Below are 22,301 nucleotides of genomic sequence, written 5' to 3'. Positions count from 1 at the left end.
ATGGGATGAGGGATTTTTTGTTTTTAGGCTAAAACATATTCGGTCTGAGAAATATCTGTCTTGCTTGCTTCATAGTCACATGGGGGGCGAGACTTTTATGAGGTGGATTTATGGAAAAGAACTATAAACGGGTATATAATTTTAATGCCGGGCCGGCAGCACTGCCGCTTACAGCCCTGCAAAAGGCACAGGCAGAACTACTTGATTTTAATGGTACAGGCATGTCGGTTATGGAACTGAGCCACCGCAGCCAAGAGTATGAGGCCGTCCATAACCGGGCAATTGAGCTATTAAAAGAACTCCTGGCAATCCCGGCAGGGTATGAGGTTTTATTTCTGCAAGGCGGTGCCAGTCTCCAATTTGCCATGGTACCGCTTAACTTCTTGACCGCAGGAACAAAAGCCGGTTATGTCCTGACCGGTGTCTGGTCTGAAAAAGCGTATGCAGAAGCGCAAAGGCTTGGTGAGGTATTTGTTGCTGCTTCCGCCAAAGCCGGCAACTACTGCCAGATACCAGCCCTGGCCGAGATACAATATAATGTCGAAACGGCCTATTTACATATTACTTCCAACAATACCATCTTTGGTACAGCCTGGCAGGAGTTCCCTGATACCGAGGCCGTACCGCTCATAGCCGATATGTCAAGCGATATCCTGTCCAAGCCCTTTGATGTCAGCAAGTTTTCCCTGATTTATGCCGGGGCCCAGAAGAACCTTGGGCCGGCTGGTGTGACGGTGGTTATCATCCGGCGCGATTTATTGGAAAAGGCCAATAAAAATATACCGACAATGCTGCGGTACGGAATCTATGGCAAAAATAACTCGCTGTATAATACGCCGCCCACTTTTAGTATTTATATGGTAAAGCTGATGCTGGAGTGGGTAAAAGAGCAGGGCGGGGCAGCGGCCCTCTATCAGCATAATCGGCAGAAAGCGGGACTTATTTATGATGTCATTGATGGGAGCAACGGCTTTTACCTTGGCCACGCCCAGCCGGCTGCGCGCTCATTAATGAACATCACATTCCGGCTGGCCAGTGAAGCTTTGGAAAAAAAGTTTCTTGAGGCTGCCCAAGGGCATGGTTTTGTTGGTTTAGCCGGGCATCGCTCTGTGGGCGGTTGCCGGGCATCCGCCTATAATGCCGTTCCTTATGAATCCTGTCAGGCATTGCGTGAATTTATGCTGTCTTTTTACAAAGAATATGCATAGCAGGCAGCACTGCAAATGATCTAAGAGATAGAGTTTAAGGAGGAAAATATGGCAGTTACCCGATTTATATTAGTCCGGCATGGCGAAACAACCTGGAATAAGGAAGGACGCTATCAGGGCCAGATTGACACACCGCTCACCGCCTTCGGACGGGAGCAGGGCCAGCTGGCAGCTCAGGCCCTTAAGGATATTCCCATCGATATCTGTTATGCCAGCCCCCTGTCCCGGGCTGTGGATACAGCCATGATGTGTGTGGCTGCTCATGGCTTAGCCGTCAATACCGACAGCCGGTTGCTGGAGATTAACCATGGTGAATGGGAAGGTCTTCTAAGTGATGATGTTGGCAAAACGTATCCGGAGCTATTAGCCCAGTGGAAGAGTTCGGTAGTAGGTGTTACCATGCCGGGACAGGGCGGGGAGGATATTACGACTGTTCGTGACCGGTCTATGGCCGCGTTTAGGGATTTTGCCGCCCGGCATCAGGGACAAACTGTGCTGGTAGTGGCTCACGATGCGGTTAACAAGGCTGTATTGTGTGATATACTGGACATTGATTTGTCTCACTTTTGGCAGATTAAACAGGATAATACCTGTATTAATGTGTTTGAATATCAAGATGGAAAGTGGCGGCTGGTGCTCCTGAATTCAACGAATCATCTGGGATTTTTATATAGTGGAATTGAGCAAAAAGGCTTATAATAATATCATCGGTCTTCTAGGTGCCAATAACCGCAGCTTAGGAGGCCGGTTTTTCTTACCACTTAATAACCGCTCTGTTTACATTAGGAGAATGGACCCGATTTTTTACAATAATAGCAGGTGTTAACAAATGGAAACGCGAACATTATATAGTAATTAATAGTAATTCAATTTTGTGCATCAAAAAGGAGCTGTTAGTATGGATAAAGAAACAGGTTGCAATGTTGACGCTTGTGCTGCTTGCGATTGTGGTTGCACAAGCTGTGGCGGCGCCGAGGAAAGTAATTTTAACGCACGGATGCAAGAGCTTTACCAACAGGGGCAAACCGCAGTTATGCTTGCAGAGTGTGCGCAAGAACTTGCCGGGGACCCGGAACATAGCGATGCTTTTTTCTGGCGTGGTGTTGTAGCCGCTGTCACCAGTGATTTTAAACAGGCGCTTGCTGATTATACCAAAGCAATTGAACTTAATGATACCAAAGCGTCCTACTACTCTTACCGTGGCAGCGCTTACGCAATGCTTGACGACATTAAAAATGCCGTTTTAGATTATTCGAAAGCAATGCTTTACAATCCCCAGGACTGGGTTAATTATGCTAACCGTGGTGTATTGTATCTTAATAATGGTATGACTGAGCATGCGATTGATGATTTTAATAAAGCGATTGAACTCGAACCGGAAGACCTGGGGTCATATTTACACCGGGGTGATGCCTATGCCGCCCGCAATTTATTTTCCGTGGCCATTGCCGACTATAGTAAGGTACTGGACAAGTTTCCTGAAGAAACCGAGGCCCTGCTTAAACGGGGGCAGGCTTACTATGAGCTGAGCTTACATGACGAAGCCCTGGCTGATTATAATAAAGTGATTGAACTTGAACCGGATAATATTCAGGCTATTGCCATACGGGCCTCGGTATATTTAGGTCAAGGGAAATTGATTGAGGCAATTGCCGATTTTACCCGGGCCATCGAACTTGACCCTCAAGATTCCAGACCCTATTTTTTCCGGGGAATAGCCTATGCGGCCCAGCAGTCGTATGACCAAGCAATCGCTGATTTTACCAGGTCAGCCGACCTGAACCCCAACAATGCCCTTGCTTATCATAACAAAGCTCTTTGTTGTGAAATGCAAAAACAAGATAACGAGGCGATTGCTGCTTATCAGAAATTTTTACAACTTGCCGACCCGGAGGCACCGGAAGCTGCTCACGCCCGGGAGCGCCTGCAGGCACTAGGGGCCGACGCTGGCGGAAATGACATCCAATAGGAGGTAGGTTTGTTTATGGATAAACGGCGCTTAGGGCGTACCGGGCTGATGGTTACCCCCATTAGCTTCGGGGCGTTACCTGTACAGCGGTGTACAATGGCAGAGGCCAATCAGGTGCTGAATACTGCATTGGATGCCGGCATTAACTTCTTTGATACTGCCAGGGCATATACTGACAGTGAAGAAAAGATCGGGGTATGTATAGCAAATCGTCGCCAGGAATATTATTTAGCGACGAAAAGTATGGCGAGGACGAAAGCCGCTATGTCCACTGATATCCAAAATAGTCTTGCTAATATGAAGACTGAATATATTGACCTGTATCAGCTTCATAATGTCAAATCGGCAGCGGACTGGAATACGGCCATGGCTCCCGGCGGTGCACTTGAAGCTTTAAAGGAGGCGCAAACAGCTGGTAGAATTGGCCATATTGGTATAACCGGACATAATATGGACATGCTGGTAAGAGCCGTTAAAACTGGTGAATTCAGCACAGTGCAGGTGCCTTTCAACTGTGTTGAGCAGGGGGCATTGCAGGAACTGATACCGTTGGCGAAAGCAATGGATGTGGGAATCATAGTTATGAAACCCTTAGGGGGAGGCATGATTTCAGAGGTTGAACTGGCTTTGCGGTTTGTTCTTCAGCATGACGGGCTGGTCGCAATTCCCGGTATGGACCAAATTGAACATCTTGACCAAAATTTGGCGCCAACCAAAGATTTTAAGCCGTTAAATGCAGAGGAAACAGCTATATTGAAGGCCGAAGCAGCGGCATTGGGGCCTGTATTCTGCCGCCGCTGCGGATATTGCATGCCCTGTGTGGCAGGAATTGATATCCCGTCCACGTTTATTTTTCATCATCAATATACAAGATATAATATGAAAAATGTAATTCCCATGCGGTATAAAGGCCTTGAGGTCAAAGCCTCTGCTTGCATTGAATGCGGTGAATGCGAAAGTCGTTGCCCGTATAATTTGCCGATCCGCACCCGCATGAAACAGGTGGCCCAGGATCTCGGGTAGAGATACAAGGAGGAAAAAATATGGCTGAAGAAACCAAATTTGACATTGCTGTTATCGGCGGCGGCCCAGCCGGGCTGTCTGCCGCCCTGACAGGACGTATCCGTAATAAAAGGATTGCCTTATTTGAACACCTTGACTTTAGCCAAAAATTGCAGAAAGCCCATTTAGTAGATAACTATCTGGGCTTGCCGGCGGTAACCGGCAAAGGGCTCATGCAGCATTTCTCCGGGCATGCGCTGGCTCACGAACCGGTGTTGATTAAGGAAAAGGTGCTTAATGTATTTCCGGGAGAGGCTTTGTTTACTTTACTCACACCTAAAACTACCTATGAAGCCAAGGCTGTTATTTTTGCTACCGGTGTGGTTAGCACACTGCTCTTTGAAGGGGAGCGCGACCTGCTTGGCCGGGGGGTTAGCTACTGCGCCACCTGCGACGGCCGGATGTTTGAGGGACGGGATGTAGCTGTCATCTCCTATACCCAGGAAGGCGAGAATGAAACTGCTTTCTTAGGAGAAATTTGTCGTAATGTGTACTTCTTGCCCCAGTATAAGGGCGACTTTAGCCATCTGCGTTCCCCTGTAAAAGTTCTGACAGCTAAGCCCAAGGCCATCACCGGCGATGGGCAGGTAGAAAAGCTGGTAACTGATAAAGAAGAATTGAAGGTACATGGTGTTTTTATCATGCGTCAGTCTGATCCGGTTGAAAACCTGCTGCCTGGTCTGGAGCTTGATGGTGAAGTGATTAAGGTATACCGGGATCTGTCGACAAATATCCCCGGGGTATTTGCCGCCGGTGACTGTACCGGTAAACCATGGCAGATTGCCAAAGCAACCGGTGAAGGTCTGGTAGCTGTATTAAGTGCGATTACCTATATTGATAAACAAGTGAAATAAAAAAGCGAGACTGCTTGGCCTGCCGCAAATGATGGCTGGGATAACCCCGCCAGATCATTATCAGATGTAAGGCTCAGTCTCGTTTTGTTTCCATAAACAAGGTATATATGATTAAAGTCGCTTTGTCGTTTGCCGTTCTTCACGTCTGCGGCTGTACAACGCCAGCAAGTCAGGCGGTTCAGGTGATTTTAATAAATAGTCGGGAGCTAGCTCTGCACATTTTTCTACCGCGGCTTTCAAGTCATAATATACCTCCCATTTGCCTTTGACCAAATCCTTACCGGTCAGACGGAGCAGATAGGCAGGATGATAAGTGGCAATAGCAGGAATGCCATATTTGGTAGTAAACCACCGGCCGCGGTCTTTGGTGATACGGGCATTAGGCGACAGCAAATATTTTAAAGCCACACTGCCAAGCGCAATGATAATCTTAGGTTGAACCAGTGCCAGTTCCTTGTCCAGCCAGGTAAGGGCACAAAACAGGCCTTCTTCTACTGTTGGGGTACGGTTGTTTCGGGGGCGGCATTTTATGATATTAGTCGTATAAATCTTATCACGGGTAACGCCGACACTGGTAAGTGCCTTATCTAGAAGCTGGCCGGAAGGGCCTACCAGAGGTACGCCATATTCGTCCTCAACCCCGCCTGGTCCTTCCCCGATAATGGCCAACGGACTGTAAGGTGTACCATTATAGGAGGTGGGGCCGATCGCGTCCTGGCGCAGGTGGCAGGCGCTGCAAGCCAGAAGCGATTGCTCAAGTTGTTCGTGAGTGTCCTGTGTCATGATTTCACCTCAGTATTCTATTTCGCTTTGCAAAATTAAAATTCCTTTGGAGAAATGGAAAAAAATCTAGTCCCTGCTGCCGCTGCTCAATTGACTAGGCAAGCATGTATTTTTAGTAAACTTTATGTATTAAATAGTAGGATATAATTGTTTTGCCGGCAATATAATTTAATAGAGTGTAAATAAAATAGCTTGACGCTCCTTGTCCTGCCAATTAGAATAGAATTAATTACATAATATTACCTTATAAACTTTATTGTCTACTGTAGATGCCGGTAAAAGGCTGGACCACATCAAGAAAGGAATTAAAGTTCATGAGCATAATTGAGGCGCTTTGTGATGTGATCGGCGAACGGGATAGATATACAGTCGAACATAGCAAAAATGTGGCTTGCCTAATGGCTGGTTTCGCTGAATATGCAGAACTCCCTGTGGAAGATGTGACCCTTGCTTATGTTGTCGGGATCGTTCATGATGTGGGTAAAGTCAGTGTTCCTGATGATATTTTAAATAAATCAGGAGACCTGACAGACGCTGAACTTGCAGTTATCAGACAGCATCCTGATGTTGGTGCTGATATTTTGGCTGAGGTTGAGGGACTGAATAGGATCGCCACAATTGTCCGTCATCATCATGAACGATATGATGGTAAAGGGTATGGTACCGGCTTGGCAGGGGACTCTATCCCTTTTTTTAGCCGCATGCTGGCGGTATGTGACAGTTTCGATGCCATGACAACTGTGCGTTGTTACCGGCGGGAGCCATTTAGTATCGCTAAAGCGCTGGATGAAATTAGCCGGTGTGCCGGTTCGCAATTTGATCCGGTAATAAGCCGGTGTTTTATTGATTTTATTAATGACTGTCAAAAGTATGATACTTTAACCGCTGCTCATGCTTAAGTGCATTTAAAACTGGCAGTACTGCCAGTACTTTACAATTTGTATTGAATAATGTATAATTTTATAATGCATAATAAATAGTAATCTCAATATCGTTTGTTGCAATGACAGGGCAGCGCATAATTTGGAGTTTTCAGAGAGCTGGCGTGAGGTGCGAGCCGGTAACGTAATTATGTCATCCACCCTATGAGCATGCGGTGATGAGCCGTACGGAACACGCCCGTTATGCGTGCCGAGCGGACTCAGCGAGTCAATCAGGGTGGCAACGCGGGAGAAATTATACTCCCGTCCCTATCACAGGGACGGGAGTTTTTTATGTTAAGGAGGAAGATAAGCATGTTAGATATCAAATTCGTGCGGGATAACCCCGGGGCAATCGAACTGGCGCTGACCAACCGGGGAGCAGCCATGAGCTTGGATGAGTTTATCAGCCGGGAAAAAGAGCGGCGGGGGTTATTAGCCGAAGTAGAAATACTTAAAAACAAGCGGAATACTGTGTCTCAGGAAATCAGCAAAAAGAAAAAAAATGGTGATAATGCTGAGGATATGATTCTGGAGATGCGGGCGGTAGGAGACCGCATTAGCGCTATTGATGCCAAAGTCAAAGAAGCCGAGTCCGCCCTGGCCGCTATTATTATGAGCATTCCCAATGTACCGCATGCCTCTGTGCCTGTGGGTAAAGATGAACATGACAACAAAGAAATTCGCCGCTATGGTACGCCGCGTGACTTTGCTTTTACACCGCTTGCTCATTGGGAAATTGGTGAAAAATTAGGTATTCTTGACTTTGAGCGGGGCGGTAAAGTAACCGGCGCCAGGTTTACTTTTTACAAAGGTCTGGGTTCCCGGCTGGAACGCTCGTTAATCAACTTTATGCTTGACCTGCATACCCAACAACATGGCTACACTGAGTTTTTCCCCCCATTTATTGTCAATGAAGCCAGCATGATTGGCACAGGTCAGTTGCCTAAGTTTGCGCAGGATATGTTTAAGCTGGAAGGTCTTGACTATTATCTTATTCCAACGGCCGAAGTACCAATTACTAACCTGCATCGCCAGGAAATTCTGGATGCCAAGGATCTGCCGCTTTATTATACAGCCTACAGCGCGTGTTTCCGGGCTGAAGCCGGCGCTGCCGGCCGAGACACCCGGGGCCTTATTCGTCAGCACCAGTTCAACAAAGTAGAGATGGTTAAGTTCAGCCTGCCGGAAGAGTCGTATAATGAGCTGGAAAAGCTGACTCTTAATGCGGAAAAAGTATTGCAGCTGTTAGGTTTGCCGCACAGAACCATGTTATTGTGTTCAGGTGACATGGGGTTCTCATCGGCAAAGACATACGATCTGGAGGTATGGCTGCCTAGCTTTAACACCTATCGCGAGATTTCATCCTGTTCTAACTTTGAAGATTTCCAGGCCCGGCGGGCAGAGATTAAATTTCGCCGTGAGCCAAAAGCAAAACCAGAGTTTGTCCACACTCTAAACGGATCGGGTGTGGCAATTGGCCGGACGGTTGCCGCTGTTTTGGAGAATTACCAGCAAGAAGACGGGTCAGTCATTGTGCCGGAAGTCTTACGGCCTTACATGGGTGTAGATATAATCAGGTAATACAGGACCCCGGCGCTTATGTTGCTTAAAGTGCTGGGGTTTGGTTATCTAGACATGATTAACCGGAACGAGATAGGGGCTTAAAATGTACATAATTATTGCAAATAGCAGTAATAGCAAAAGATATTTTATCATTTCTTCCCCTCCCTCCTTTTTTTACATATTTTGTTTCATTTGTTAATTATAACAAATGAAACAAAATAAATGAAGTTATTACGGTAATAATGTTAGGCTCTAATCGCTTGCATACCTGGCATCCCTGGGGATTATACATAATTAAATAAATTCATTTAATGTATCTGTAGTTGCATTGGCGTAGACATAAATTATCTTGACTTTTAGTACTGTTAATCATACAATTTAAGTAATTCTATATGGAACAGGCGCCCGATCGGGCTTAAAAGGGAAGCCGGTGCGAATCCGGCACGGTCCCGCCGCTGTAATGGTGAGCCAACTGCAATGAGCCACTGAAATAGTAACCTATTTTGGGAAGGCGTAGTCTGGTGATGAGCCTAAGTCAGAAGAACTGCCTGTTTGACAATCACCGTTTTCACCCACGCGCGATGGGGAGGGGATTTGCGTCAATTCGGCAAATAATCTCTGCCACGCCGCGCGTGGACAGAGATTTTATTTTTTAAGGAGTTGTTTAGATTATGTCAGGAATTTTTTACGGTGTCGGTGTAGGCCCCGGCGATCCCGAATTACTCACTTTGAAAGCCATTAATGCCATTAAGTCGGCCGATGTAGTAATTGCTCCCCGGACTGAGAAAAAAGACGAAAGTACGGCGATGTCGATTGCCCGTCCATATATTCAAGAAGGCAGTGAGGTTTTGGAACTGGTATTTCCCATGAACTATAACGCCCAAGCCTTGTCTGAGGCGTGGGTGAGCAATAAAAGCATAATCCTTGGCTTGTTAGATGCCGGCAAGAAAGTTGCTTTTCTAACCTTGGGGGACCCTATGCTTTATAGCACATACATGTATGTGTATCGGCTGCTGGAAGATTCAGGTCATGAAATCGTTAATATTCCTGGCGTTAACTCGTTTTCTGCTATTGGCAACCGCCTGGGAGTGGCACTGGCTGAAGGTGGCGATATTCTGAGCATCGTACCGGCCACCATTGATGAAAAGCGGCTGGAGCAGGTACTGGCGGTATCTGATAATGTTGTTCTTATGAAAGTATATAAAAATTATACGGAAATTGTCGAAAAACTGCAGAAACATGGCATGGTTGAAAATGCTGTTATGGTCTCGAAATGTGGTCTGGAGGGTGAAGAAATTATTCACGACCTGATAACCGCCGGCAGTAAGAAAGTAAACTATTTATCGACCATTCTTACTAAACGCTCCAAAGTGAGTAAACACGCATTGGCATGAGCAGCAGTTCTTTAGCGGCACTTCTGCGGCGCAAACAGGCTAATGTCCGTATAGCAGGCTTGATCCTGCTGGTGGCAACGGTGTTGTTTGCTTTAGCGGCGGTTGGGTTCGGCCGGGCTGATATCAGCATGGTTGATGCGGCGGCTGTTATTTATGGTAAGCTGACTGGCAGCCAGGAAGCCTATAGCTCTATTCATGCTGCTCAGACGGCAATCATCTGGGATATTCGCCTGCCGCGTATTCTGGCTGCTATTGCTGTTGGCGGCGGCCTGGCTGTGGCCGGAGTGGTTTTTCAGGCGTTGCTGATGAATCCTCTGGCTGACTCCTATACCATGGGTGTATCAACCGGCGCTGCTTTTGGTGCCAGCGTTGCCATCTATCTCAATATTTTTGCCCAGGGGGGCCTGCCTGTGACAGTGTTTGCTTTTGGCGGTGCTGTCCTTACATTGTTAATTGTTATGTCAATGGCGCGGGTAAAGGGGTATGTGTCATCGGCGAATCTGGTTATTGCCGGCATTATTGTCAGCAGTATCCTGTCCGCAGCAATCACAATGGTTAAAAGTCTGGCCGGTGAGCAGGTATCAGCTATTGTTACCTGGCTGATTGGCAGTTTGGCGGCTAAAAGCTGGGAGCATGTGGTGTATGCCTGGCCGCTGATTATGGCTGCTTGTTTTTTGTGCTATTATTATGCCGGCGATCTCAATATTTTGTCACTCGGTGACCGTGAAGCGCGCAGTCTGGGTATTAACGTGTCACGACTGCGGACAATTCTCTTGGGCGCCGGCGCACTTATTACGGCCGTATGTGTCGCTATTGGCGGTATTATTGGTTTTGTCGGCCTGATTGTGCCTCACATGGTCAGGATGGTAACTGGTTCGGATAATAAGGCCTTGATTCCGTTATGTGGTCTGACCGGTGGGTTGCTACTCTTGACAGCTGATACTTTTGGCCGGTCGGTTGGCAATATTGAGATACCTGTCGGCGTATTGACAACACTATTAGGCGGCCCTTTCTTTGTATATATTTTCAGGATACGCAATAAGACGCTTGGGTAGGGGCGTTTATGATGATTAAAGTAGAAAACATACAATTTAATTATGGTGATAAACCAGTGCTGCGTGATATTAGCTTGCCTATTCGTCAAGGTAGTTTTACCGGTATCGTAGGACCCAATGGCTCCGGGAAAACGACGTTGCTCAATATCATGACAGGTCAGCTGAAGGCGGCTGCCGGTAGGATAACAATAAAAGCCCGGGATATCACTTCCTACAGAATTGAGGAAGTGGCCCGCTATATTGCTGTTGTACCGCAAAATATGGATATCAGGTTTCCTTATACCTGTCTGGATATTGTCGGCATGGGCCGTACGCCGTTTAAGGCCAGGCTGCAGGGTCTGAACGACGGCGATTTAAGAATCATTGAAAATGCCATGCGGATTACTAATACGCTTACTTTTGCCGGGCGGCTTATTACAGAACTAAGTGGTGGCGAACGTCAACGGGTGTTATTTGCCAAAGCCCTGGCCCAACAGCCGGAAATCCTGTTTTTAGATGAGTCCTTCTCTAATATGGATATTTTTTATAGCATTACGTGTCTGAATCTGCTCAAGGAATTATGTGCAAAGCAGGGATTAACAGTAGTAGCTATTATCCATGATCTTAATCTTGCCAGCGTTTTTTGTTCAGAGGCTGCTGTTCTTAAGGCCGGCCGGCTGGTCGAACAGGGGCCGGCATCAGCTGTACTTAACCCTGAACTTATCCGGGATGTGTTTAAGATCAAGGTAGTACGTGCCGGTGAGGCAGGCCTGGCCGTACTCTCCGACTTGTAAACGGATGAACTTTCGTGAAGGGGAGATATAAGGCAATGAAAATAAAATTTCTAAGCATCACTGGCATTGTTGTGCTGCTGTTGTCCCTGCTGGGCTGTGGATCTCCTAAACAGCCGGTTAGTCCGGGTGAGGGCAACATAAGTATTGTTGATGATTTAAACCAAACGATCGTTCTTGCGCAGCCGGCAAAGCGGATTATTTCTTTGTATTCGGCCCATACTGAAAACCTAATAGCCCTTGGTCTGGGGCCGGAGATTATCGGTGTCAGTACGACTGAATCGGATCCTGTTGCTCAAAATAAACCGGTATTTGACTACCGCGCCGACCCGGAGAAAGTCCTGGCTGCCCAGCCTGATATTGTTATTATCAGACCTTTCATTAAACAAAGTTATCCGGATTTTATTAAAACCTTAGAGCAGGCAAATATTAAAATCGTTTGCCTTTACCCTGAGAAATTCGAGGATTTTGACAGCTATATTCATAAACTCGCGGTATTAACAGGCCGGGAGCAACAGGCTGCTGACCGTCTGGCTGCTTTTCATAACAAGCTCACAGAGATCGCTGACCGTACAGCTAAGGCGCCTGTTAAAAAGCAGGTCTACTTTGAGTCAACTGCCACTGAGTACCGGACAATTACACCGGCAAGTACGCCCGGGACCGTACTTAATCTGGCCGGCGCCATCAACGTGGCTGCCGATGCGCAGGCAATAAAAACAACCGGCAGCATTGCTGCTTATGGCAGTGAGCGTCTCCTGATGAAGGCCGATGAAATAGACGTCTTTCTGGCGCAGCGGGGACCAATGAACCCCGGGATTACTGTCGACGCAATTAAGCAGCGCCCGGGCTTTGATAAAATCAAGGCAGTACGACAGGAACAAGTCTATATTGTTGACGAGAAGCTAGTTTCAAGCCCGACCTTCCGTTTGGCTGAGGGGGTTGAGCAGTTGGCAAAATTGATTTATCCGGAGGTATTTTGACCATGACCTGAACCTGATAAAAATTTCCCGGGCAGCCGCACTTACTAAGTTTCTAGGGAGCAGTGATCGCACTTATATTCGTAGTCGCCTGAAGAGGGGTAGGTAATGCAACAAATTTGCCAGCAATGTAAAACAGTATGTGGGCAGGATGAGATACGTTGTCCCCGCTGCCATAAATTACTGCGGACTTACTGTGACGGAAGTGCACTGAGTGCAAAGCAAAAAAGAAGTGTTACGAATGAAAAAGACCTCAGAGCCGGGAACTCTGAGGTCTTTTTCAAGGGATAAGAGAAATCCTTACCTAAAAGGCACAGGCGGCTTCCGCCGGCGGCCTAAAAGGACTTGTCAAGCCAGGTTTTCTAATCGTAACATTATTTAGCCATATCAGCAGGATCAATGATGGCAATATCGCCTTCCTCGCCAGTCCGGATGCGGATAGCATTGGCAATAGGGTAAACAAAAATCTTTCCATCGCCGATCTGGCCTGTACGGCATGCTGTCTTAGCAGCTTCGAGCACCTGCTCTACCGGTACTTCGCAGACAACAATTTCAACCTTAACCTTGGGCACCAGATTGATATTGTATTCTTGCCCACGGTAAATCTCCCGGTGACCTTTTGTCAGGCCGCAGCCATACACTTGGGTTACTGTCATACCGGTAACGCCAATATTGTTCATGGCCGCTTTTAGTTCCTCAAGCTTTTCCGGACGGGTCATAATTTCAATTTTTGTTATTGGGCGCATTTACTTTCCTCCTAATCCTAACAATATTATTAAGTATAGTGTAATTTACCAGGAATACTTTGGCAACTATTTCCTGCGGGGCGTGCAAGTATAAATAATAAAGACCTCAGAGTCAGCTTGCACTGAGGTCTGAGGTCCTTTTGCATCGAATACCCTATTTCGGCATATCAGCCGGATCGACAATGGCAATATCGCCTTCTTCACCGGTGCGGATACGAACCGCATTGGCGATCGGGTATACAAATATTTTTCCATCCCCGATTTTACCGGTTTGACAAGCCTGCTTAGCAGCCTCCAGTACCTTTTCCACCGGTACCTCACAAACAACAATCTCAACCTTAACTTTTGGCACAAGGTTAATATTGTACTCCTGGCCACGATAGACTTCGGTATGTCCTTTAGTGAGGCCACAACCGTAAACCTGAGTAACGGTCATGCCGGTAACCGCAATCTTATTCATGGCTGCTTTAAGCTCTTCTAATTTTTCCGGGCGGGTAATAATCTCAATTTTGGTTATTGGTTTCATGCCGATTTCCCCCTTTTCTCAGAGCAAAATTTAAACTAAAGCTACACTGAAGTTGTTTTGGCAGATGAATCCTGACTGGCTGAGCCAAGTCCGATGTGTGAACCAGTCATAAAGTCTTGATAGGCATAACCGCGTTCGCCATGATCAGTGATATCAAGGCCCTGAATTTCCTGGTCGGCAGTAGCACGGATTTGCATGAAGAGGCCAATGACTTTCAGGATGATGAAGGTCATCACCGCAGCCACTACCCAACTGGCAACAACACCGATAAGCTGGGTTGTGAGCTGACCGGCGTTGCCGTAGAACAGCCCGTCAGCGCCGCCCGGATTAACTGCGGTCGAGGCAAATAAACCGGTTGCAATTGCCCCCCACGTACCGCCAATACCATGTATGCCGAAGACATCGAGAGCATCGTCATAGCCCAGTTTCGCTTTCGCCACAGCTACTGCCAGGAAGCAAATAATACCTGCGCCAAGACCGATAATCAATGCGGGCATGGGGCCGACAAAACCGGCAGCAGGGGTTATTGCAACAAGACCGGCAATACAACCGGACACCGCACCAAGGATGGTAGGTTTGCCATGCTGTACCCATTCAGTAAGCACCCAGGAGACGGTGGCGGCTGCAGCCGCAATCTGGGTTACTGCAAAAGCACCGGCCGCAAGGCCGTTGGCGGAGAGGGCGCTGCCGGCATTGAAGCCAAACCAGCCAAACCAGAGCAGGGCGGCACCAAGAACGGTCATTGGCAGATGATGGGGCAATATAACGTCAGTGCCATAGCCTTTGCGTTTACCAATCATCAAAGCAACAACCAAACCGGAAACCCCGGAAATAATATGAACTACAGTACCGCCAGCGAAGTCAAGGACCCCTAATTCGCCGATCCAGCCGCCGCCCCATACCCAGTGAGCGACCGGGTCATACACAAATGTTGCCCAGGCCAAAGCAAATACAACAAAAGCAGGAAACCGCATACGTTCAGCAAAAGCGCCGGTAATAAGAGCTACGGTAAGAACGGCAAACATTCCCTGGAAAATCATGAACGCCTGATGGGGGATTGTTTCAGAATAATCAGGATTCGGGTCCAGGCCAACCCCGCTAAGGCCTGCCCAGTCTAAAGAGCCGATGAAATGGTTGATGTCAGGGCCAAAGGCCAGCGAATAACCAAAAAGAACCCATTGCACAGTTATAAGGCCGAGTATAAAGAAGCTTTGCATGATAGTGCTAAGTGCATTTTTTGTTCTGACCATACCACCATAAAATAGTGCCAAACCAGGAGTCATAAGCATAACAAGAGCAGCGCATATGAGAACAAAAGCAGTGTCGCCGGTGTCAATTGCCGATTCAGCGGGCGCGTCGGCGGCAAAAACTACCGGTACCAGGATGAACATTAACAGTAAACACATAGAAAAGATAGTACATAATTTCTTCACAGGTAATCCCTTCCTTTTAATTAGATTTTTTGAGGTAACAGCCGTTATCTGGACAATGCATCCCCCCCATGTACCAAACAGAAAGCGTCCTATAGGTCAATAAACCTTTAGGACGCCATTGTCCGGAAAACCAGGTAATTAGACAGAAAGAGCCTTCGCTATAGGTGCGAAGGCTCCATTGCCTAAGTCATTTTCTTATTGTAGTCACTATACCAAATTGAATATGCCTGTGTCAAGCAAAATCTCTGGAAAACACAAGAAATGTTTGCTGCGGGTAGAAAAAAAGCTCGTATTGCCGGCAAGAGTCTCTCTACCTTGAATAATTCTACCGCCCGTGATATATTATATACGTTGGGAGTGGATGGGGCCTGGTGGCTTCTGCAGTCTTCAAAACTGTCCGTTGGGCGCTAACCCGTCCAAGGTGGGTTCGATTCCTACACGCTCCCGCCACAGAAGATCCGCAAATTTTTTAATATGTGTGTTAATGGAAGCAGGTTAATTGCCAGCAGGCAATACTTGCTTCTATTTTTATTGAGAGCCAGTGGCATAAAGAATGATCATTTTATCACCGGCCGGTGCCATTGGATTATTGCTGTGGTTAAATAAATAGAGAATCAAAGCAGGATTTTATGGAAGGATTTAGAAGATTGTTATAAGCTGCCTTAAGTAATGCAGTCGAAGATATTATTTTATCACAAGTGAGGTTGGGAAAGAACAATGAGCAGCGAAAGTGAACAGTTGAACCAGGACTGTACAATTGAATTGAGGCCTATTACTCCTAATCGGCTTCAGGATTTTTTGGCAATGCAGGAATTGGAGCAGTTGGTCTGGCAGATGCCCCATTCCGTACCCCTGCATCAACTGGTAACCGTAGCTAAAAACGGCGGTATTCTGCTGGGCGCTTTTGCCGGCAGCCTTATGGTTGGGCTTTTGTATAGTTTCCCCGGGTATCTTGGCCGGCAGGTTTATCTATGCTCACATATGCTGGGGATCCGGGAGGGTTGGCGCAAGTGCGGGTTGGGGAAAAAATTAAAGCTGGCCCAGGCTGAAGCGGCGAAAGCCTTAGGGTATTCTTTGGTTACCTGGACATATGATCCGCTGGAGTCAGTTAACGCCAATCTTAACATCAGTAAGCTGGGGGCGGTTTGCTCGACCTATATTGTTAATTGTTATGGCGAGATGAATGATAGTCTCAATCAGGGGCTGCCCTCTGACCGGTTTCAGGTAGCCTGGTGGTTAAATCAACCGCCGGCGCCACGACTGCCACAAGGCTTAGCCTGCGAGGCTGTCTGCTGGCAACTTCGCGAACAGGGACTGATTGAACCGGTAGAGACAGCTGAGCTAACGGCTGATATTCTAGCGAAAGTGGTGCAGGTAACGGTCGTGGTGCCGGCAGATATTCAGGCAATGAAAATTATCAATAACGATTTGGCCAAAACCTGGCGGCTGGTAACCCGGCAGGCATTTGTTGCATTATTTGCTGCCGGCTGGGCTGTGGCTGGTTTCCGGCGTTTGCCAGGAATTCCCGTCAATGAATATATTTTAGTGCGGCTGGAGCAGTTGGGGTTGACCCAGCCCCCCTGGGAAAAAGATTAAAAGAAAAGGATGATGAGAATGCGGTTAGCGGCTGTGACCTTACGGGCGATGCGAATGCGTCTGAAGGCGCCTTTTACCACAAGCTTTGGTACTGAGTGGGATAAGGATTTTATTCTGGTGGAAATCAAAGATACAGAAGGGCGTTCCGGCTGGGGCGAGGCGGTAGCGATGAAAGCGCCCTTATATAATGAAGAAACGGTAGGCACAGTTTGGCTAATATTGAAGGAATTTCTGATTCCTGCACTCCTGCAGCAGCCACCCGGGCATCCCCGGGAAGTGGCCGGTCTCTTTCGCCCAATCCGCCGAAATTATATGGCTAAGGCTGCTCTGGAAGGGGCTGTCTGGGACTTGTATGCTGTAGCGGAAAACATGCCCTTGTACCGGGTACTCGGGGGAACCCGGACAGTAATTGATGTCGGTATCAGCCTGGGGATTGAAAGTACAGTCGATAAGCTGCTGGCGCAGGTAGAAAAATATGTGGCGGCCGGTTATAAAAGAATTAAAATCAAGATAAAACCTGGCTGGGATATTGATACTGTTGCTGCCGTCAGGCAGCGGTTTCCGTCAATTCAGCTGATGGCTGATGCCAATTCGGCTTATACACTGGCCGATTCGGCCCACTTGGCGGCCCTGGACCAATATAATCTGATGATGATTGAGCAGCCTTTGGCCCATGATGATATCATTGATCATGCCGTATTGCAAAAAAATATACAGACGCCTATTTGTCTTGATGAAAGTATCCATTCAGTTGAGGATGCCCGTAAGGCACTGACACTGGATAGTGGCCGGATCATTAATATTAAAGTGGGCAGGGTAGGGGGGCTTACTGAGGCCAAAGCTATTCATGATTTATGTGTGGGCAGGGGTATACCGGTCTGGTGCGGTGGTATGCTTGAATCAGGGATTGGCCGGGCCCATAATATTGCCATTACCACCCTGCCCGGGTTTACTTTGCCCGGAGATACAGCTGCTTCCAGCCGGTATTGGGAAGAAGACCTGATCGAACCTGAGGTTACCGTTCAGGATGGTGTTATTGAGGTACCTGACCGGCCGGGTATTGGCTATGCTCTGTGCCATGAGCGGATTGATAAATATACATTATATAGTGAAACATTCCGGATCTAGAAGACTTTGCCGGCGATGACGCGGCAAATCATTTGAGCCCCAACCTACCATTCGGCGGAGGCGATGCTGGCATGGATATTAAGTCTAAGGTTATTGAGAATTATGAGGTATTACACCAACTGCCGGAGCTAGGTTTCATGGAGCAGCGGACAGCTGCCTTTTTAGCGTCAGGTTTGCGTCAGGCCGGCTATCAGGTTGCCGATCAAATCGGCGGGACAGGTGTAATTGGCAGGCTGCACGGCCCGCAGGCCGGGCCGGTAGTGGCGGTCAGGGCTGACATGGATGCTCTGGCGCACACCGTAGAAGGGCGGGAAACAGCGATTCATTCCTGCGGGCATGATGCTAATTCAGCTATGGTGCTGACTATGGCTGAGGCCATTGCTGCCAAGGGCCTCAGCAAAGGCGTGTTAAAAATAATTTTTCAACCTGCCGAAGAAACCTTACAGGGGGCCCGCAGGTTGATTGAGGCCGGGGCTATCGAAGATGTGGATATACTTATAGGTATTCATTTACGTCCAATTGAGGAAGCGCGGCTTGGCCAGGCGACCCCGGCTCTTTACCACGGGGCTAGTGCTATTATTGAGGCGGAAATTAACGGCGTTGCTGCTCATGGCGCCAGGCCTCATCTGGGGGTCAATGTGATCGATGCGGCGGCGGCAGTGGTGCACGCCGTTAATGCAATTCATGTTAACCCCGTAGTGCCGGCTTCGGTTAAAGTAACCAAACTGCATGCCGGCGGTCCGGCGCTTAACGCTATTCCGGACCGGGCCGAACTGGCGCTGGATCTTCGGGCCCAGCATAACCAGGTAATGGCGGATTTGATCGCTAAGGCCGGGGGCGCGGTGGTCACCGCGTCAGCTGCGGTGGGGGCAACGGCAGTGACCCGGATTAAGGGCTTAGTGCCGGCTGCAGAATATGACACTGTGCTTATTCACACAGCTGGAGAGGCAATTACGGAAATCCTGAGTCCGGCAGGACTGCTTGCGAATATTAATACCCCAGGGGGCGAAGATTTTCATTTTTACAAACAATCGAAACCTATACTCAAAACCTGCTATATTGGGTTAGGCGGCGATGTAATGCCGGGCCTGCACCATCCGGCAATGCGCTTTAACACTGAGGCTCTTGGTTATGGGACATGTATTCTGCTGAAACTGATTGATAAATTGCTGATTTAGTCACAGTATAGCTTGGGCAGCTGGATAGCAGGGAAAAGCGTATTTAATTTCAATAGGTACTTGCGTGTACTCAAAGAATTCTAATATCTGCTCATCTTCTACTGGGACCAGGCGGAATCAAACAGCAGAATGCGGTCGTAAAATCCCCAAATTCTGCCTGGCATCAATGCTGTCCCATTTAAGCTGTTCAATAAATATTTTGCGCCAGTTCTCAAGCCAGCCACCTGTAATATAAAACATCTTTGCCTGGGCATCCAACTCTTTTAATCTACCACCAAGCAGGATTTCAATACAGTTTTTTGCTGGCAAGGTATTGCTGCCACAGTCTGCAGCAATGTTTTCTATATCCGGATGACACATGGTTCTGAACCCCAATAATATTCTTACTGTTACCCATCTTTTGCAAGCCGGATTTAGCGCAGACTCCAGTTTTTAAAATCCGCATGCAAACCAGCTTCCACGTATTGCACTTCAATATTTTTCTGTTTTAAAAGCTGCTCAGCTTCGGTGCGTAGCATCTCACAGCATAAGAGTCTATTTGCCATTTGATTTACCTCCCTGTTATTTCCTTGCTCTAATTATAGATGTCATTGTAGCTAAGAATATAAAACATTTAACAGAGACGGGGATTAATAAGTGTTAAATAGTTAATAGCATATCCTCTTTTCCCGGAGTACTCTTGTATTAGTTACCGTATACCTAATACAAGGAGTGATAAACATGGGCACTGAATTGAATGCCACTCATCAGCCTGCCGTGCTTAGCTCTGAAGTGCATTTAGCATCGCCTTTTATGGGCTTAGCGTCTGTTCCCAGGCAGGGGGAGTCTCACTTGATTGTGGTGGGAAAAGTAAAGCAGATAACAAATGCAGGCAGTTGGTTTTTGGTGTGTATAAAATGGAGAAAACGCAGGTAGATTTAATGGAAACCGGCCGCTTGCAGGCGGTTGCGGTTTCAGGTAAGCAGGGGTACCGGTTTACCGGCAAAGCTATAGTTCAAAACGGGAGCTTATATTTACAATACAGGCAACGACGGCGTTGCTCTAACGGCGTAGCATAGTAGGATACAGCCGGCTCAGTACGAGATACTCTGTCGCTGTTTACAACCGGCAGCAACAAAATCGCAAACATATATAAATTGTGTATTGAATGTTTTTAGAGTAAAGAGTATAATCCCATCTTTGACAGTTGGGAGATAAAAATAGTCTGAAACGCCTTGTATATAAGGCGTTTCAGACTATTTTAAGAAGCAAAAAAATGCGTACCTTTTATTGTTTTTTTGTAGACTTAAAAATTTTTTTCATTTGCTTTGTACCTACAATCTCATAATCGGTACGGAAGCCAAAAGTCTCATGTAGAGCATCGGTAAAATCGGTTCTGGTATAAGTGGGAACATACCCTTCTCCAGGAACGCAATAAAAATTCATGGTCCGTAGCTGGCTAATGATTTCGGTGCTTGTAAAATTTTCTTTTACCCTTTTTTCCAGATATCTGTAGATTGTTAGTGCTAAAAAACAGGTTGTAAAATGTGCTTTAATCCGGTCATCCCGGCTAAGATATACCGGTCTTGCCCTGAAATCGGATTTTAACAGGCGAAAACATTCTTCTATTTCCCAACGCTTGTGATTGATCTTAGTAATAGCAGGAGCATCCTCTTCGAGATTTGTGCAGACGGCATAGAAGCCATCATAAGCTTCTTCGTTTGCGATGATTTCCTGATCGATAGTGTAGAATTCATTTTTGGCAATTTCACCTTCAGTTGTCACATTTGTCCTTGAGATAAAACGCTTACAATCAGTCTGGCGGTGTTTTTTTAATGAGGAAGGATTTGATTCAAGCAGTTTACAGGCGCGTTCTATCTGCCGGCTTCGGATACATCGCTGGTAGTTTTGGTATTTGAAAGAGAAAGTAACGATGAGCTTCTGCTCTAAACCGTCTTCTTTTATCCAGCGCTCCTTGTAGAAGGTGGCGTTCTGATAGTTTTCTTTGGCCTCTTCGGACTGAGCTATTTGGGAAATATCAAACGCTCCCCTTACCTGAGGCAGAGACCAGCCCTCTGTAGCTAAAGCCCACTGCTTGAGATGTTTTTTCAGCTTTCTCACAGACTGAGTGGTAATAAAGGCACGGTCTTTCTTGTCATTGAATTTGCGATTATCGATGGAAGAGAGTCCGGCATCCGTACAAACAATAAATTTAGCCAGAGAGAAATCCGTAAGAATCTTTTTTTCTAACGGCTGTAGGGTAAGTTGTTCATTAGTGTTGCCGCTGTGAATGCAAAAAGCAAGGGGAATGCCATCCCCATCCATAAACAGTCCCATTTCCACAATCGGATTGGGCCTGTTTTCTTTGGAAGGGCCATACTGTTTATCGCCACTTTCCTGCTCAATTTCAAAAAAATAGTTGGTACAGTCGTAGTAAAGAATTGTATCATTGCGTTTTGAGACAGCCAGGCTATTTTTGTAAAGCTCAGCTTGAATAAAATCGGATTCTTTGGCAATGACTTCAAGAGCACGGTAAACATGCTGGATTTCAAAATCAGGCTGTTCCAGAAGCGTCTTGGAAAGCTGGCAGGTATTGAGCTTAGAGGCAGGAAATAGAATTCTGCCATAAACCAGCCTTGAGAGAATCGAATCAAGGGGAAACGAAAATTTATAGCGTTCAGAAATAGAGCGGCAAATATGATGAAGGTTTAAGTCATGGTACAACTGTTGGAGAAAAAGATAGCCACCATTGAAGGATACCTGGTCCCCTTTAGGGATAAGCTTGGACTGGGATCGCTTTATAAAGATATGTCCAGCTGCTTCTTTTTCCTTTTTAGTTAATTTATCAATATACGCTTTTGCCCACACATAAGGATCCTGCCCATTGAGCTTTTCCCGGAGTTCTTTTTCCGTGCCAAGCTTTTCAACGGTAATGGTCTTTTCTTTTTTATCAACATAAACTGTTTTTGTGACATAAAGGGAGGCGGAATTTTTGGAACGTGATACTTTCAATCGCATAAGCAGACCCCCAAACTACTTATATTATACCACATCACGCTATATCACGCAATATATAAGTGGGGATTTTGACAAAAAAATAAGCCTAAATCAAGGCTTCCAGCGTTTTTGGTATTATTCAACTGTCAAAAACCCGCAT

Annotated in this window: 21 protein-coding genes, 1 tRNA gene and 1 riboswitch; of the genes, 15 read left to right on the top strand and 7 right to left on the bottom strand. The window is 46.9% G+C overall.

Going from position 1 to position 22,301, the window contains the following annotated elements:
• The first annotated feature begins 110 nt into the window (after nucleotides 1–110).
• From serC to SPTER_RS21110, 5 genes are all read left to right on the top strand, one after another.
• The gene (serC, locus tag SPTER_RS21130) at nucleotides 111–1,208 is read left to right on the top strand and encodes a 3-phosphoserine/phosphohydroxythreonine transaminase (protein WP_144352205.1); all 1,098 of its coding nucleotides are present in this window, start codon (nucleotides 111–113) and stop codon (nucleotides 1,206–1,208) included.
• Between the two features lie 48 nt (nucleotides 1,209–1,256).
• Nucleotides 1,257–1,907, top strand: a complete 651-nt coding sequence (locus SPTER_RS21125; protein ID WP_144352204.1) for a histidine phosphatase family protein — start codon at nucleotides 1,257–1,259, stop codon at nucleotides 1,905–1,907.
• Nucleotides 1,908–2,106: 199 nt separating this feature from the next.
• On the top strand, nucleotides 2,107–3,177 hold the full coding sequence (locus SPTER_RS21120) for a tetratricopeptide repeat protein (protein ID WP_144352203.1): 1,071 nt from the start codon (nucleotides 2,107–2,109) through the stop codon (nucleotides 3,175–3,177).
• A gap of 15 nt (nucleotides 3,178–3,192) precedes the next feature.
• Nucleotides 3,193–4,200 (top strand): aldo/keto reductase, encoded by a 1,008-nt coding sequence (locus tag SPTER_RS21115; protein WP_144352202.1) that lies wholly within the window; start codon nucleotides 3,193–3,195, stop codon nucleotides 4,198–4,200.
• Between the two features lie 20 nt (nucleotides 4,201–4,220).
• Nucleotides 4,221–5,093: an NAD(P)/FAD-dependent oxidoreductase gene (locus SPTER_RS21110; protein WP_144352201.1), complete on the top strand. Its 873-nt coding sequence runs from the start codon at nucleotides 4,221–4,223 to the stop codon at nucleotides 5,091–5,093.
• 111 nt (nucleotides 5,094–5,204) lie between these two features.
• Here the strand turns inward: SPTER_RS21110 and SPTER_RS21105 are convergent, their stop codons facing one another.
• The gene (locus tag SPTER_RS21105) at nucleotides 5,205–5,876 is read right to left on the bottom strand and encodes a uracil-DNA glycosylase (RefSeq protein ID WP_144352200.1); all 672 of its coding nucleotides are present in this window, start codon (nucleotides 5,874–5,876) and stop codon (nucleotides 5,205–5,207) included.
• A 314-nt stretch (nucleotides 5,877–6,190) separates the two neighbouring features.
• On the opposite strand from SPTER_RS21105, the gene SPTER_RS21100 reads away from it, so the two are divergent.
• The 6 genes from SPTER_RS21100 (at nucleotide 6,191) to SPTER_RS21075 (ending at nucleotide 12,561) form a co-directional block, all read left to right on the top strand.
• Entirely contained in the window at nucleotides 6,191–6,775 is a 585-nt protein-coding gene (locus SPTER_RS21100; protein ID WP_170233356.1) for an HD-GYP domain-containing protein, read from the top strand.
• Between the two features lie 336 nt (nucleotides 6,776–7,111).
• A complete protein-coding gene (gene serS, locus SPTER_RS21095; RefSeq protein ID WP_144352198.1) occupies nucleotides 7,112–8,380 on the top strand; it encodes a serine--tRNA ligase in 1,269 nt (422 codons plus the stop codon).
• A 364-nt stretch (nucleotides 8,381–8,744) separates the two neighbouring features.
• Nucleotides 8,745–8,928, top strand: a riboswitch (cobalamin riboswitch).
• 105 nt (nucleotides 8,929–9,033) lie between these two features.
• On the top strand, nucleotides 9,034–9,756 hold the full coding sequence (gene cobI, locus SPTER_RS21090) for a precorrin-2 C(20)-methyltransferase (protein ID WP_144352197.1): 723 nt from the start codon (nucleotides 9,034–9,036) through the stop codon (nucleotides 9,754–9,756).
• Nucleotides 9,753–10,811: a FecCD family ABC transporter permease gene (locus SPTER_RS21085; RefSeq protein ID WP_144352196.1), complete on the top strand. Its 1,059-nt coding sequence runs from the start codon at nucleotides 9,753–9,755 to the stop codon at nucleotides 10,809–10,811. The genes cobI and SPTER_RS21085 overlap by 4 nt, the downstream gene beginning before the upstream one ends.
• Nucleotides 10,812–10,819: 8 nt before the next feature.
• Nucleotides 10,820–11,584, top strand: coding sequence for an ABC transporter ATP-binding protein (locus SPTER_RS21080; protein WP_144352195.1), 765 nt, complete (start codon nucleotides 10,820–10,822; stop codon nucleotides 11,582–11,584).
• 35 nt (nucleotides 11,585–11,619) lie between these two features.
• The gene (locus SPTER_RS21075; protein WP_144352194.1) at nucleotides 11,620–12,561 is read left to right on the top strand and encodes an ABC transporter substrate-binding protein; all 942 of its coding nucleotides are present in this window, start codon (nucleotides 11,620–11,622) and stop codon (nucleotides 12,559–12,561) included.
• 371 nt (nucleotides 12,562–12,932) lie between these two features.
• On the opposite strand, the gene SPTER_RS21070 is transcribed toward SPTER_RS21075, so the two are convergent.
• From SPTER_RS21070 to SPTER_RS21060, 3 genes are all read right to left on the bottom strand, one after another.
• Nucleotides 12,933–13,304: a P-II family nitrogen regulator gene (locus SPTER_RS21070; RefSeq protein ID WP_144352193.1), complete on the bottom strand. Its 372-nt coding sequence runs from the start codon at nucleotides 13,302–13,304 to the stop codon at nucleotides 12,933–12,935.
• 154 nt (nucleotides 13,305–13,458) lie between these two features.
• Nucleotides 13,459–13,830 carry a P-II family nitrogen regulator gene (locus SPTER_RS21065; protein ID WP_144352192.1) on the bottom strand — a complete coding sequence of 124 codons (372 nt, stop codon included), beginning with the start codon at nucleotides 13,828–13,830 and terminating at the stop codon, nucleotides 13,459–13,461.
• A gap of 41 nt (nucleotides 13,831–13,871) precedes the next feature.
• A complete protein-coding gene (locus SPTER_RS21060; RefSeq protein ID WP_144352191.1) occupies nucleotides 13,872–15,263 on the bottom strand; it encodes an ammonium transporter in 1,392 nt (463 codons plus the stop codon).
• A 353-nt stretch (nucleotides 15,264–15,616) separates the two neighbouring features.
• Between SPTER_RS21060 and SPTER_RS24905 the strand changes: the two genes are divergently transcribed.
• The 4 genes from SPTER_RS24905 to SPTER_RS21045 all read left to right on the top strand — a co-directional run bounded on the left by SPTER_RS24905 (nucleotide 15,617) and on the right by SPTER_RS21045 (nucleotide 19,165).
• Nucleotides 15,617–15,713 (top strand) — tRNA-Sec (locus SPTER_RS24905).
• A gap of 354 nt (nucleotides 15,714–16,067) precedes the next feature.
• Nucleotides 16,068–16,859 (top strand): GNAT family N-acetyltransferase, encoded by a 792-nt coding sequence (locus SPTER_RS21055; RefSeq protein WP_170233355.1) that lies wholly within the window; start codon nucleotides 16,068–16,070, stop codon nucleotides 16,857–16,859.
• Nucleotides 16,860–16,877: 18 nt separating this feature from the next.
• Entirely contained in the window at nucleotides 16,878–17,987 is a 1,110-nt protein-coding gene (gene menC, locus SPTER_RS21050; protein WP_144352189.1) for an o-succinylbenzoate synthase, read from the top strand.
• Between the two features lie 71 nt (nucleotides 17,988–18,058).
• On the top strand, nucleotides 18,059–19,165 hold the full coding sequence (locus SPTER_RS21045; RefSeq protein WP_144352188.1) for an amidohydrolase: 1,107 nt from the start codon (nucleotides 18,059–18,061) through the stop codon (nucleotides 19,163–19,165).
• Between the two features lie 117 nt (nucleotides 19,166–19,282).
• Here SPTER_RS21045 and SPTER_RS21040 read toward each other — a convergent pair whose 3' ends face one another.
• The 3 genes from SPTER_RS21040 to SPTER_RS21035 form a co-directional block, all read right to left on the bottom strand.
• Nucleotides 19,283–19,525 (bottom strand): DUF1638 domain-containing protein, encoded by a 243-nt coding sequence (locus SPTER_RS21040; protein ID WP_144352187.1) that lies wholly within the window; start codon nucleotides 19,523–19,525, stop codon nucleotides 19,283–19,285.
• Nucleotides 19,526–19,578: 53 nt separating this feature from the next.
• The gene (locus SPTER_RS25730; protein ID WP_281289467.1) at nucleotides 19,579–19,710 is read right to left on the bottom strand and encodes a hypothetical protein; all 132 of its coding nucleotides are present in this window, start codon (nucleotides 19,708–19,710) and stop codon (nucleotides 19,579–19,581) included.
• Between the two features lie 721 nt (nucleotides 19,711–20,431).
• Nucleotides 20,432–22,162: an IS1634 family transposase gene (locus SPTER_RS21035; RefSeq protein ID WP_144350283.1), complete on the bottom strand. Its 1,731-nt coding sequence runs from the start codon at nucleotides 22,160–22,162 to the stop codon at nucleotides 20,432–20,434.
• Nucleotides 22,163–22,301 lie beyond the last annotated feature (139 nt).

The organism is Sporomusa termitida (assembly GCF_007641255.1).
GTDB lineage: Bacteria > Bacillota > Negativicutes > Sporomusales > Sporomusaceae > Sporomusa > Sporomusa termitida.
The sequence above is the reverse complement of the archived record's forward strand: the minus strand, read 5'-3'. Positions and strand labels throughout refer to the sequence as shown.

Bases quoted from the DNA above. Each gene is read 5' to 3' on its own strand.
- SPTER_RS21035 (WP_144350283.1), bottom strand. From the start codon at position 22,162: ATGCGATTGAAAGTATCACGTTCCAAAAATTCCGCCTCCCTTTATGTC.
- SPTER_RS21065 (WP_144352192.1), bottom strand. From the start codon at position 13,830: ATGAAACCAATAACCAAAATTGAGATTATTACCCGCCCGGAAAAATTA.
- SPTER_RS21125 (WP_144352204.1), top strand. From the start codon at position 1,257: ATGGCAGTTACCCGATTTATATTAGTCCGGCATGGCGAAACAACCTGG.
- SPTER_RS21070 (WP_144352193.1), bottom strand. From the start codon at position 13,304: ATGCGCCCAATAACAAAAATTGAAATTATGACCCGTCCGGAAAAGCTT.
- SPTER_RS21100 (WP_170233356.1), top strand. From the start codon at position 6,191: ATGAGCATAATTGAGGCGCTTTGTGATGTGATCGGCGAACGGGATAGA.
- SPTER_RS21040 (WP_144352187.1), bottom strand. From the start codon at position 19,525: ATGTGTCATCCGGATATAGAAAACATTGCTGCAGACTGTGGCAGCAAT.
- serC (WP_144352205.1), top strand. From the start codon at position 111: ATGGAAAAGAACTATAAACGGGTATATAATTTTAATGCCGGGCCGGCA.
- SPTER_RS21120 (WP_144352203.1), top strand. From the start codon at position 2,107: ATGGATAAAGAAACAGGTTGCAATGTTGACGCTTGTGCTGCTTGCGAT.
- menC (WP_144352189.1), top strand. From the start codon at position 16,878: ATGCGGTTAGCGGCTGTGACCTTACGGGCGATGCGAATGCGTCTGAAG.
- SPTER_RS21075 (WP_144352194.1), top strand. From the start codon at position 11,620: ATGAAAATAAAATTTCTAAGCATCACTGGCATTGTTGTGCTGCTGTTG.
- SPTER_RS21110 (WP_144352201.1), top strand. From the start codon at position 4,221: ATGGCTGAAGAAACCAAATTTGACATTGCTGTTATCGGCGGCGGCCCA.
- SPTER_RS21115 (WP_144352202.1), top strand. From the start codon at position 3,193: ATGGATAAACGGCGCTTAGGGCGTACCGGGCTGATGGTTACCCCCATT.
- SPTER_RS21045 (WP_144352188.1), top strand. From the start codon at position 18,059: ATGGATATTAAGTCTAAGGTTATTGAGAATTATGAGGTATTACACCAA.
- SPTER_RS21105 (WP_144352200.1), bottom strand. From the start codon at position 5,876: ATGACACAGGACACTCACGAACAACTTGAGCAATCGCTTCTGGCTTGC.
- SPTER_RS21080 (WP_144352195.1), top strand. From the start codon at position 10,820: ATGATGATTAAAGTAGAAAACATACAATTTAATTATGGTGATAAACCA.
- SPTER_RS21085 (WP_144352196.1), top strand. From the start codon at position 9,753: ATGAGCAGCAGTTCTTTAGCGGCACTTCTGCGGCGCAAACAGGCTAAT.
- SPTER_RS25730 (WP_281289467.1), bottom strand. From the start codon at position 19,710: ATGGCAAATAGACTCTTATGCTGTGAGATGCTACGCACCGAAGCTGAG.
- cobI (WP_144352197.1), top strand. From the start codon at position 9,034: ATGTCAGGAATTTTTTACGGTGTCGGTGTAGGCCCCGGCGATCCCGAA.
- SPTER_RS21055 (WP_170233355.1), top strand. From the start codon at position 16,068: ATGCAGGAATTGGAGCAGTTGGTCTGGCAGATGCCCCATTCCGTACCC.
- serS (WP_144352198.1), top strand. From the start codon at position 7,112: ATGTTAGATATCAAATTCGTGCGGGATAACCCCGGGGCAATCGAACTG.